The following is a 10,469-nucleotide window of genomic DNA, read 5'->3' as shown; positions in this document are numbered from 1 at the left end:
GGTTAACCCTCCTTCGCTTGAACAGGTGCCGACTGACCGCTGTCTTTCAACGCCTTGGTCACTTCCGGCGGCATGTACTTTTCATCGTGCTTGGCCAGTACCTCATCGGCCACCACCACGCCGTCGGCGTTGATCTTGCCCAGGGCAACGATGCCCTGCCCTTCGCGGAACAGGTCCGGGAGGATGCCGCGATAAGTGATGGTCACGGACTTGTTGAAGTCGGTAACAACGAATTTCACGTCCAGGGAATCGCCGGAGCGTTGCAACGAGCCCTTTTCGACCATGCCGCCGGCACGAATGCGCGTGTCTTGCGGGGCTTCGCCGTTGGCGATCTGGGTCGGGGTGTAAAACAGATTGATGTTCTCTTTCAGGGCGCTCAACGCCAGGCCGACGGCACCGCCGACTCCCACCAGGATCGCGAGAATGATGATAAGACGCTTTTTACGCAGCGGATTCACTTGCCGTTCTCCCGGCGCAGACGACGCGCCTCTTGTTGCAGATACCGCTTGCGGGCCAGGATCGGCGCCGCCACGTTGAGGACCAGCACGGTCAGGCAGATGCCATAGGCCGACCAGACATACAGGCCATGATGGCCCATGGCGAGGAAGTCGCCGAATGAAGCAAAACTCATCGAGCGGCCTCCAGGCTGTTCTGAACTTCGGCTTTCACCCAGCTCGCCCGGGCCTCGCGCTTGAGCACTTCAAGGCGCATGCGCAGCAACAGCACCGCGCCGAAGAAACAGTAGAAACCCAGCACCGTCAGCAGCAGCGGCAGCCACATCTCGGCGGGCATCGCCGGTTTTTCGGTGAGGGAGAAGGTCGCGCCCTGGTGCAGGGTGTTCCACCACTCCACCGAATATTTGATGATCGGAATGTTGATCACCCCGACAATCGCCAGCACCGCGCAGGCCTTGGCCGCGCTGTCGCGATTGCTGATGGCGTTGCCCAGGGCAATCAGACCGAAATACAGAAACAGCAGGATCAGCATCGACGTCAGACGCGCATCCCAGACCCACCACGAGCCCCAGGTCGGCTTGCCCCAGATCGCCCCGGTGACCAGCGCCACGGCGGTCATCCAGGCACCAATGGGCGCCGCGCATTGCAGGGCGACGTCGGCCAGTTTCATTTTCCACACCAGCCCGACCACGCCGCACACCGCCAGCATCACATAGCAGGACTGCGCCAGCATCGCGGCGGGAACGTGGATATAGATGATGCGAAAGCTGTTGCCTTGCTGATAGTCCGGCGGCGCGAAGGCCAGGCCCCACACCACGCCGGCACCGATCAGCAGCAACGCCGCACTGCTCAGCCACGGCAGCAGTTTGCCACTGATGCCGTAAAACCATTTGGGCGAGCCGAGCTTATGAAACCAGGTCCAGTTCATTGCTGTTTCCATCACGGTTGCTCTTCGCTGTGAAGAGCCAAGGGTCTTTACTGATCAATATTTGACCAGACCTCATTATTCGCCGACGCTGATCTTCAGGCCAGCAGCTATTGCAAAGGGTGTCAGGGTTATCGCCAGGACGGTCAGGCTACCAAGCCACAAGAGATAACCGGTCGCCGGCATGCCCTGCAAGGCTGCCTGCAAGGCGCCACTGCCGAGAATCAACACCGGGATGTACAGCGGCAGAATCAGCAGCGCCAGCAGCAAGCCACCGCGCTTCAATCCCACCGTCAGCGCCGCGCCCACCGCACCGAGCAAGCTCAACACCGGTGTACCCAGCAATAAAGAAAGCAGCAACACCGGCAGACAGGCGGCAGGCAGACCGAGCATCAACGCCAGCAATGGCGAGAGCAACACCAGCGCCAGGCCGGAGAACACCCAGTGTGCCAGTACCTTGGCCAAAACCAGAAGAGCCAGGGGGTGCGGCGAAAGGACCCACTGTTCAAGCGATCCGTCTTCGAAATCACTGCGGAAAAGCCCGTCCAGCGAGAGCAGAACCGATAAAAGCGCCGCCACCCAGACCAGTCCCGGAGACAAGGTTTGCAACAATTGAGCTTCGGGTCCGACCGCCAGCGGGAACAGCGCCACCACAATAGCGAAAAATACCAGCGGATTGGCCAACTCCGCCGGACGGCGAAACAGCAAGCGAGCCTCACGGGCGACCAACAGGCCGAACACACTCATACGGCCCACTTCCCCAGATCAATGTCGCGATAGCCGGCCGGCAAGCGGGTCAGCGTGTGGTGAGTGGTCAGAATCACCATGCCGCCACGCTCACAATGGCCAGCCAGGTGTTCTTCGAGTTGCGCCACGCCCTGCTTGTCGAGGGCGGTGAACGGTTCGTCGAGAATCCACAGCGGTGGGCTGTCGAGGTACAAACGCGCCAGCGCCACACGGCGTTGCTGCCCGGCGGACAAGGCATGACAGGGAACGTCTTCGAAACCGCGCAGGCCGACTGCCGCCAGTGCCTGCCAGATCGCCTCACGGGACGCCGGCTGATGCAAAGCGCAAAGCCAGCTCAGATTCTCTTCCGGCGTCAGCAGATCCTTGATCCCGGCCGCATGACCGATCCACAACAGGTTGCGCGCCAACTCGTCACGTTGTTCGCTCAACGGCTGACCGTTGAGCAACACCTGACCCGCGGTGGGCTGCATCAACCCCGACAACAGGCGCAGGAGACTGGTTTTGCCACTGCCATTGGGACCGCTGATCTGCACCATTTCGCCACTGGACAGTCTCAATTCGAGATTTTCGAAGAGCAGCCGAAGGTCTCGCTCACAGGCGAGGTCGACGGTTTGCAGGAGTGGACTGTTCAAGAGATCACGGGCCTTTTCGTTTCAAATCGGCGTTTCAAGTCAGCGGTTCAAGTCGGCAGTGGCGCGGCCGCTAAAGAGGTGCAGCATAGATGCATTGGCAGCCTGTTTTAGAGAGCTGTGTCAAAACAATTGCAATGTTTTCACCGCTCCCTGAAAGACGGGCGGCATTATACATGCCATGCCCTACTCTAAAGAGGGCAATTTCCACAGGTTGTGACCGTATATGTCAGGCGAAATCAACATCCTCCCGCTCCCCCAGACCACGCCGACGGCGACGCGCCCGATGGTGGTCAGCGGCGACCTTCTCAAGCTGCTGACGCCCATGGACGGCCTGATCAGCGCCGGCCAGACCGCCAGCGCCGAAGTGCTGTCGCTCAAGCAGGCGGATCAGAGTTTTCAACTGCTGCTCAAGGTTACCCTCGACAACGGCCGCCAGACCACGGTCCAGGCCACCAGCCTGCAACCGTTGCCCCAGGGCACCAGCCTGGCGATCACCCAGCCGTCGGCGGGCAACCTGGCGATCACTGTGCAACAGGCCATCGCCTCCAGCGTCGCCGCCCTCACCCGCATCGACACCGCGCAACTGCCAGTGGGCACCTTGCTGCAAGGCAAAGTGCTGACGTCCCAGGTGATGCCCCAGGTGCCGGGCCAGCCTGCGGTGTTTCGTTCGTTGGTGACGTTGCTCAACACGGCGTTGAGCGGCAGCACGCTGAACATCGACAGCCCGCAGCCGCTGCGCATCGGCACCTTGCTCAGCGCCTTGGTGCAGGACACGCAAACCCTGAAGTTCCTGCCGCTGAGCACCCGCCAGGATCAACTGGCCGTCACCCAACAATTGAACACCCAGCAAAGCCGCCAGGGCTCGCTGGACAGCCTGCTCACGGCCCTGCAAAACCTGCCGCAGTCCGACGACACCTCCGACGACCTGCGCGCCGCAGTGAACAAACTGCTGGCCGGTCTGCCGGATGTACAGCAATTGAGCACACCCAAAGGCCTGGCTCAGGCGCTGCTCAGCAGTGGCGTGTTCCTGGAAACCAAATTGCTCGCCGGACAGACCCCGGCATTGGCCCCGGACATGAAGGCCGATCTGCTCAAGCTGATCGCGCAACTGACCCCAGGCTTGCCAGCCAACACCACCCTGGGCGCCATCATCGCCGCCAACACCCTGGCCCAGTCGATGCCGAGCTTCATCCGCAGCGCCCTCGGCATGCTCAGCCAAGTCAGCAGCAAACCGCTGCCAACCGGTTTCCCGCTCCCCGAACGCCTGATGCAGGGCGCGGAAGGTGAAAGCGATCTGGAACAACTGCTAAAGCTCGCGGCGGCGGCGGTCTCACGCCTGCAGAGCCATCAGCTGTCGAGCCTGGAACAGACCGGCCTTACCGACGATGGCCGACTGTTGAGCACCTGGCAGCTGGAAATCCCGATGCGTAACCTGCAAGACATCGTGCCCTTGCAGGTCAAGTTCCAGCGCGAAGAAGCCCCCGAAAAGGAACAAGCACCCGAGCGCCGCGACGAACGCGAACCCAAGCAACAGCTGTGGCGCGTAGAACTGGCGTTCGACCTGGAGCCGCTGGGGCCATTGCAGGTTCAGGCGCAACTGATACAGGGCAACCTGTCCAGCCAGCTGTGGGCCGAACGGCCCTACACCGCGCAACTGATCGAAAACAATCTGGGCGCCCTGCGCGAGCGCTTGCTGGCGTCCGGCCTGAACGTCGGCGACATCGACTGTCACCTCGGCACCCCGCCCCAAGGCGCACAAACCCGTCTCGAACAACGCTGGGTCGACGAAACCGCATGAGAAACCCCAATCCCCCCCGCCAGGCCATCGCCCTCAAATACGACGGCGCACACGCCCCGACCCTCACCGCCAAAGGCGACGACGAACTGGCTGAAGCCATTCTGAAGATTGCCCGCGAATGCGAAGTGCCGATCTATGAGAACCCAGAGCTGGTGAAACTGCTGGCACGGATGGAACTGGGAGACAGTATCCCCGAGGAGCTGTATCGCACGATTGCCGAGATTATTGCGTTTGCCTGGAATTTGAAGGGCAAATTCCCGCAGGGGCAGGATCCGGATGCACCGGTGGTGGAGAAGGATGTTACGGATCGTGGGGATGATTATTGAGGTTTGGATGACGCCTTCGCGAGCAGGCTCGCTCCCACAATGAACTGGCGGCGTTCACACATTGCGTGCCCACCACCAACCCCCTGTGGGAGCGAGCCTGCTCGCGAAAGCGGTCTCGACTCAGTTGCAACAGTCAGTGCTTGTGCAACTTGCTCATCAACTCCGCCTCAGCCTGGGTCAAGCCGCAGGACTGGGTCAGTTCGTCGACGCTGGCGCCCATGCCCACCAGTCGCGCCGCCTGGGCGAACGACAGGCTGGAGGGATCGCGCTGTTCCAGCTGCGCCAGTTTGTCCGGCAATGGCCCGACCACGGCGCGCAGTTCGTGCAGGTCTTCCCCCATGCGTACGTTGCCGTTCTGGTAGTCATCGACGCGTTTGGCCAGGTCCTTGATGCGCTGATCGCGCAGCGCATCACCCTGGGCCTGTTGCGCGGCGATCAGTCGCTGACCACGAATGTAGGCCAGGAACATCGCCAGCGTGCCTGCCCAAAAGAGGAACAGGACAATAACCGCCACCTCAAGAATCAATCAGATGTTCTCCAGATCCGACCATTCTTCTTCGCTCATCATCTTGTCCAGTTCGACGAGGATCAGCAGTTCGTTGTTCTTGTTGCACACGCCCTGGATGAACTTGGCGGACTCTTCGTTACCGACGTTTGGCGCGGTTTCGATTTCCGACTGACGCAGGTAAACCACTTCGGCCACGCTGTCGACCATGATCCCGACCACTTGCTTGTCGGCTTCGATGATGACGATACGGGTGTTATCGCTGACTTCGACAGTGCCCAGGCCGAAGCGCTGGCGGGTGTCGATCACGGTGACCACGTTACCGCGCAGGTTGATGATGCCCAGCACGTAGCTCGGGGCACCCGGAACCGGGGCGATTTCGGTGTAGCGCAGAACTTCCTGAACGCGCATCACGTTGATGCCGTAGGTTTCATTGTCCAGCTTGAAGGTCACCCATTGCAGGATCGGATCCTCGGAACCCTTTGCAGCCGTCGCGTGACTATTCATATCTGACCCCTCGAAAAACCGCCCTGGCGGTATGTGTTCTGTTATGTAGGTTTATGGGGCGCCTTGGTGCCGCCCATGTGCTTTGCTCCGCCACTGGCGATCAACTCCGCCAGTTCCGACACATCGAGCAACGCACACATGTGTTCAATCACCGTGCCCGCCAGCCATGGCCGCTGGCCCCGCTGACTGCGCCACTTGATTTCGTTCGGGTCCAGGCGCAATGAGCGGCTGACCTGATGCACCGCCAGTCCCCACTCGTAGCCCTGAACCGAAATAACGTATTGCAGGCCCTGACGGAAGTCATCGCGGTAGCGGTCGGGCATGACCCAACGGGCGGTATCCAGCACTTTCAGGTTGCCGGCCTGGCTTGGCAGGATCCCGAGGAACCACTCCGGCTGACCGAACAACGGCGTCAGCTCGTGACCCGCCAGCGAGTAAATCGAACCCAGGCACACCAGCGGCACGGCCAGGGTCAGCCCGGCGACGTCGAACAGCAGGCATTCGAACGGCTCGGCGGCCCAGGACGGACGGCCATCGGTTTCTACCGGTGGCGGCGTGTTGCTTGGCGGCAGATGCACTTCGACGATTGGCGGCACCAGCGTTTGCAGGAGCGGCGCAATGGTCGAGACCGGTGCCAGTACCGGCGTCGGGGCTTCGATGACAGTTACAGGTGCCTTTACGACGATCGGTGTGGCAACAGGCGCGGCGACGGCAGCAGGCTGCCGCGCATCCCGGGCCTGTTCTTCGAGTACGGCCGCCTGAAATTCGTCCAGCGCGCCTTCAGCTTCGACGACCTCAGGCAGCACCTCGATCTCGGGCGTCAGCTCCTCGGTCGCGTCCTGCAACAGGTTGTCCAGATACGACTGGAGCGCCAGTTGCGGGCGCGAAGTGACTTTTACCGGGCGATTCATCTCACGCCACCTGCGGAACGAGTTGTGCCGTCAGCAAGTGCTTGAGCAACGCGCGGTAGGCCAGGACAGCACGGCTCTTGCCGTCGAACTGCGAAGGCGTGACGCCGGCCCGGCTGGCATCGCGCAGGCGGGTGTCCACCGGGATGTAGCCCTGCCAGATCTCTTCCGGGTACTTGTCGCGCAGTACGCGCAGGGTGCCCAGCGACGCCTGGGTACGGCGGTCGAACAGGGTTGGCACGATGGTGAACGGCAGCGCCTGTTTGCGCGAACGGTTGATCATCGCCAGGGTGTTGACCATGCGCTCCAGGCCTTTGACGGCCAGGTGTTCGGTCTGCACCGGGATCACCAGTTGCTGGCTCGCGGCCAGGGCATTGACCATCAGCACGCCCAGCAACGGCGGGCTGTCGATCACGGCGTAATCGAAGTCTTGCCACAATTGCGCCAGACTCTTGGCGATCACCAGCCCCAGGCCACTCTGCCCCGGCGACTGTCGCTCAAGGGTTGCCAGCGCGGTGCTCGATGGCAGCAGGGAAATACGTTCATCGCTGGTGGGCAACAGCAACTGGCCGGGCAAGCCTTGCGGCACGCTGCCCTTGTGCAGAAACAGGTCGTAGCTGCTGTGTTCCAGACTGTCGGGGTCGTAGCCGAAATAGCTGGTCATCGAGCCGTGGGGGTCGAGATCGACCACAACCACGCGCTTGCCCGCCTCAGCCAGCAACCCGGCTAAAGCGATAGAGGAAGTGGTTTTACCAACACCACCCTTTTGATTGGCAACTGCCCAGACTCTCATTCAGATTGTTCCTCCCGACCGAATGACTCGACCGAGAAATAGCTCAGCGTATTAATGCGGGTGACGGAGAATTGACGGCACTCTCTCGTCCCGGCGACTTGACCGGGGTCGGTGCAGTTTGTGTGCCAGCACGCTTCAACGCCGCATCCGGTTGCGCATTGGCGGTTCCAGTGCCGGTCAGGCTACGGCGTACATCGAGATTTCGCGACACCACCAGCACCACCCGGCGATTGCGCGCCCGGCCTTCGGCGGTGGCGTTGTTGGCCACCGGCTGGAATTCACCGTAGCCCACCGACGCGAGGCGACCGGGGTTCACGCCCTGCATCGCCAGCATGCGCACGATGCTCGCCGAACGGGCCGAAGACAGCTCCCAGTTGGTCGGGTATTGCGCGGTGCGGATCGGTTGATCGTCGGTAAAACCTTCGACGTGGATCGGGTTGTCGAACGGCTTCAGGATCGCCGCGACCTTGTCGATGATGTTGAAGGCGATGTCGCTGGGCATGGCGTCGCCGCTGCCGAACAACAGGCTGGAATTGAGTTCGATCTCGACCCACAACTCGTTGCCGCGCACGGTCATCTGATTGGAAGCGATCAGGTCGCCGAACGCCGCGCTGATGTCATCGGCGATGCTTTTCAGCGGGTCGCTGGCCCCGGCAATACCGGCGTCGACCTGCTCGGCGTCCTTGACCAGTGGCTTGGCCGGGGTCACGGTCTTCGGTCGTTCGTCACCAATCGGGATTGGCTTGAGGGCGCGATCGGAGTCGGTGAATACGCCGATCAACGCTTCGGAGATGACCTTGTACTTGCCTTCGTTGATCGAGGAGATCGAGTACATCACCACGAAGAACGCGAACAGCAAGGTGATGAAGTCCGCGTAGGACACCAGCCAGCGTTCGTGGTTGACGTGTTCCTCAGGTTGGCGACGACGTGCCATGATCCATGTCTCCCATCAATCCATGAAGCCCTGAAGCTTCAACTCAATAGAGCGAGGGTTTTCACCTTCGGCGATCGACAGAATGCCTTCCAACAACATTTCGCGATAACGCGACTGCCGCAACGCAATTGACTTGAGTTTGGCGGCCACGGGCAGCAACACCAGGTTGGCACTGGCCACGCCGTAGATGGTGGCGACGAACGCCACGGCGATGCCGCTACCAAGCTGCGTCGGATCGGCCAGGTTGCCCATGACGTGAATCAGGCCCATCACCGCACCGATGATGCCGATGGTCGGCGCATAGCCGCCCATGCTTTCGAAGACTTTGGCGGCTTCGATGTCGCGGCTTTCCTGGGTGTAGAAATCCACTTCCAGGATGCTGCGAATCGCTTCCGGCTCGGCGCCGTCCACCAGCAATTGCAGGCCTTTGCGCGAGTAGCTGTCGGGTTCGGCGTCGGCCACCCCTTCGAGTCCCAGCAGGCCTTCCTTGCGGGCGGTCAGGCTCCAGTTCACCACGCGGTCGATGCCGCCGGCCAGGTCCACGCGAGGTGGAAACAGAATCCAGGCGAGGATCTGCATGGCGCGCTTGAAGGCGCTCATTGGCGATTGCAACAACGCCGCACCGATGGTCCCGCCAAGAACGATCAACGCCGCCGGGCCATTGGCCAGGGCGCCGAGGTGACCGCCTTCGAGGTAGTTGCCACCGATGATGGCGACGAACGCCATGATGATGCCGATAAGGCTTAGAACATCCATCAGATACAAGCCTCGACCAGGTGCTTGCCAATATCGTCCAGGCTGTAGATCGCGTCGGCCAGTTCCGCTTTGACGATGGCCATCGGCATGCCGTAGATCACGCAGCTGGCTTCATCCTGAGCCCAGATCGCACTGCCGCCCTGCTTGAGCAGACGTGCGCCTTCGCGACCGTCGGCGCCCATGCCGGTCAACACCACCGCCAGAACTTTGTCGCCGTAGGACTTGGCCGCCGAACCGAAAGTGATGTCCACGCACGGTTTGTAGTTCAGACGCTCGTCGCCCGGCAGGATTTTCACCGCGCCACGGCCATCGATCATCATCTGTTTGCCACCTGGTGCCAGCAGCGCCAGGCCCGGACGCAGGATGTCACCATCCTCGGCTTCCTTGACGCTGATGCGGCAGAGCTTGTCCAGACGTTCGGCAAAGGCCTTTGTGAAGGCCGCCGGCATGTGCTGGATCAACACGATCGGCGCCGGGAAGTTGGCCGGCAACTGGGTCAGGACCCGTTGCAGCGCAACCGGACCGCCGGTGGACGTGCCGATGGCCACCAGCTTGTAGGCTTTACGCTTGGGGGCTGGCGACGATGGACCGGTCGAGGCTGGCGCACGGGTCGGCAACGGTGCAGGTACCGGGCGCGCGGGCGCATGGCTGGTGTAGCTGCTGGTGCTCGCAGGCGCATGCGTCGGGGCTGGCGCTGCGACCGGGGCCGGAGCGCTGTAAGTGCTTGCACGACGGTTGCTGCGCGAAATGCTGAGGATCTTCTCGCACAGCATCTGCTTGACCTTCTCCGGGTTACGGGAGATGTCTTCGAAATTTTTCGGCAGGAAATCCACCGCGCCGGCGTCCAGCGCATCCAGGGTGACCCGGGCGCCTTCGTGCGTCAGCGAGGAGAACATCAACACCGGGGTCGGGCAGCGCTGCATGATGTGCCGCACGGCCGTGATGCCATCCATCATCGGCATCTCGTAGTCCATGGTGATCACGTCTGGCTTGAGCGCCAGCGCCTGATCGATCGCCTCTTTGCCGTTGGTTGCCGTACCGACAACCTGGATATTGGAATCCGCTGAAAGAATTTCCGAGACGCGGCGGCGGAAGAACCCCGAATCGTCCACCACCAGGACTTTGACTACCATAAACACTCCGTTAGACGCAGCGGGGGCGTTGTCGCCCCGCTGCGCCAGAA

Annotated in this window: 14 protein-coding genes; 2 read left to right on the top strand and 12 right to left on the bottom strand. The window is 61.7% G+C overall.

Annotated features, from left to right (window positions below; all coding sequences use genetic code 11):
• Positions 1-2 precede the first annotated feature (2 nt).
• The 5 genes from ccmE to ccmA all read right to left on the bottom strand — a co-directional run bounded on the left by ccmE (position 3) and on the right by ccmA (position 2,759).
• A complete protein-coding gene (gene ccmE, locus POF45_RS24590; protein WP_259500803.1) occupies positions 3-458 on the bottom strand; it encodes a cytochrome c maturation protein CcmE in 456 nt (151 codons plus the stop codon).
• Entirely contained in the window at positions 455-631 is a 177-nt protein-coding gene (ccmD, locus tag POF45_RS24585; protein ID WP_259500801.1) for a heme exporter protein CcmD, read from the bottom strand. The genes ccmE and ccmD overlap by 4 nt, the downstream gene beginning before the upstream one ends.
• Positions 628-1,383: a heme ABC transporter permease gene (locus POF45_RS24580; protein WP_282316955.1), complete on the bottom strand. Its 756-nt coding sequence runs from the start codon at positions 1,381-1,383 to the stop codon at positions 628-630. The genes ccmD and POF45_RS24580 overlap by 4 nt, the downstream gene beginning before the upstream one ends.
• Before the next feature lie 75 nt (positions 1,384-1,458).
• Positions 1,459-2,127: a heme exporter protein CcmB gene (gene ccmB / locus POF45_RS24575; RefSeq protein ID WP_259500797.1), complete on the bottom strand. Its 669-nt coding sequence runs from the start codon at positions 2,125-2,127 to the stop codon at positions 1,459-1,461.
• Positions 2,124-2,759 carry a cytochrome c biogenesis heme-transporting ATPase CcmA gene (ccmA, locus tag POF45_RS24570; RefSeq protein WP_259500796.1) on the bottom strand — a complete coding sequence of 212 codons (636 nt, stop codon included), beginning with the start codon at positions 2,757-2,759 and terminating at the stop codon, positions 2,124-2,126. Before ccmA ends, ccmB begins: the two co-directional genes overlap by 4 nt.
• 223 nt (positions 2,760-2,982) lie before the next feature.
• On the opposite strand from ccmA, the gene fliK reads away from it, so the two are divergent.
• The gene (fliK, locus tag POF45_RS24565; protein ID WP_282316954.1) at positions 2,983-4,557 is read left to right on the top strand and encodes a flagellar hook-length control protein FliK; all 1,575 of its coding nucleotides are present in this window, start codon (positions 2,983-2,985) and stop codon (positions 4,555-4,557) included.
• Positions 4,554-4,883 (top strand): EscU/YscU/HrcU family type III secretion system export apparatus switch protein, encoded by a 330-nt coding sequence (locus tag POF45_RS24560; protein ID WP_259500792.1) that lies wholly within the window; start codon positions 4,554-4,556, stop codon positions 4,881-4,883. Before fliK ends, POF45_RS24560 begins: the two co-directional genes overlap by 4 nt.
• Before the next feature lie 133 nt (positions 4,884-5,016).
• On the opposite strand, the gene POF45_RS24555 is transcribed toward POF45_RS24560, so the two are convergent.
• From POF45_RS24555 to POF45_RS24525, 7 genes are read right to left on the bottom strand one after another with little or no spacing between them, the layout of a single operon-like run.
• Positions 5,017-5,409, bottom strand: coding sequence for a DUF2802 domain-containing protein (locus POF45_RS24555; protein ID WP_259500790.1), 393 nt, complete (start codon positions 5,407-5,409; stop codon positions 5,017-5,019).
• Positions 5,410-5,895, bottom strand: coding sequence for a chemotaxis protein CheW (locus tag POF45_RS24550; protein ID WP_259500788.1), 486 nt, complete (start codon positions 5,893-5,895; stop codon positions 5,410-5,412).
• A 41-nt stretch (positions 5,896-5,936) separates the two neighbouring features.
• Complete coding sequence (locus POF45_RS24545) at positions 5,937-6,806, bottom strand: CheW domain-containing protein (protein WP_259500787.1); 870 nt, start codon at positions 6,804-6,806, stop codon at positions 5,937-5,939.
• 1 nt (position 6,807) lies between these two features.
• A complete protein-coding gene (locus POF45_RS24540; protein ID WP_259500786.1) occupies positions 6,808-7,596 on the bottom strand; it encodes a ParA family protein in 789 nt (262 codons plus the stop codon).
• A gap of 43 nt (positions 7,597-7,639) precedes the next feature.
• Positions 7,640-8,533, bottom strand: a complete 894-nt coding sequence (gene motD, locus POF45_RS24535) for a flagellar motor protein MotD (RefSeq protein WP_409077951.1) — start codon at positions 8,531-8,533, stop codon at positions 7,640-7,642.
• A gap of 12 nt (positions 8,534-8,545) precedes the next feature.
• Positions 8,546-9,286, bottom strand: a complete 741-nt coding sequence (locus POF45_RS24530) for a flagellar motor protein (RefSeq protein ID WP_259500782.1) — start codon at positions 9,284-9,286, stop codon at positions 8,546-8,548.
• Complete coding sequence (locus POF45_RS24525) at positions 9,286-10,419, bottom strand: protein-glutamate methylesterase/protein-glutamine glutaminase (protein WP_259500779.1); 1,134 nt, start codon at positions 10,417-10,419, stop codon at positions 9,286-9,288. Before POF45_RS24525 ends, POF45_RS24530 begins: the two co-directional genes overlap by 1 nt.
• Between the last annotated feature and the right edge of the window lie 50 nt (positions 10,420-10,469).

The organism is Pseudomonas fungipugnans, from assembly GCF_029955235.1.
GTDB classification, from domain to species: domain Bacteria; phylum Pseudomonadota; class Gammaproteobacteria; order Pseudomonadales; family Pseudomonadaceae; genus Aquipseudomonas; species Aquipseudomonas fungipugnans.
Note: the sequence above shows the minus strand (reverse complement) of the source record. Positions and strands in the feature narration are given on the sequence as shown.

Coding starts and splice junctions, on each gene's coding strand:
- ccmD (WP_259500801.1), bottom strand. CDS start 631: ATGAGTTTTGCTTCATTCGGCGACTTCCTCGCCATGGGCCATCATGGC.
- POF45_RS24580 (WP_282316955.1), bottom strand. CDS start 1,383: ATGAACTGGACCTGGTTTCATAAGCTCGGCTCGCCCAAATGGTTTTAC.
- ccmB (WP_259500797.1), bottom strand. CDS start 2,127: ATGAGTGTGTTCGGCCTGTTGGTCGCCCGTGAGGCTCGCTTGCTGTTT.
- fliK (WP_282316954.1), top strand. CDS start 2,983: ATGTCAGGCGAAATCAACATCCTCCCGCTCCCCCAGACCACGCCGACG.
- POF45_RS24560 (WP_259500792.1), top strand. CDS start 4,554: ATGAGAAACCCCAATCCCCCCCGCCAGGCCATCGCCCTCAAATACGAC.
- POF45_RS24550 (WP_259500788.1), bottom strand. CDS start 5,895: ATGAATAGTCACGCGACGGCTGCAAAGGGTTCCGAGGATCCGATCCTG.
- POF45_RS24545 (WP_259500787.1), bottom strand. CDS start 6,806: ATGAATCGCCCGGTAAAAGTCACTTCGCGCCCGCAACTGGCGCTCCAG.
- POF45_RS24540 (WP_259500786.1), bottom strand. CDS start 7,596: ATGAGAGTCTGGGCAGTTGCCAATCAAAAGGGTGGTGTTGGTAAAACC.
- POF45_RS24530 (WP_259500782.1), bottom strand. CDS start 9,286: ATGGATGTTCTAAGCCTTATCGGCATCATCATGGCGTTCGTCGCCATC.
- POF45_RS24525 (WP_259500779.1), bottom strand. CDS start 10,419: ATGGTAGTCAAAGTCCTGGTGGTGGACGATTCGGGGTTCTTCCGCCGC.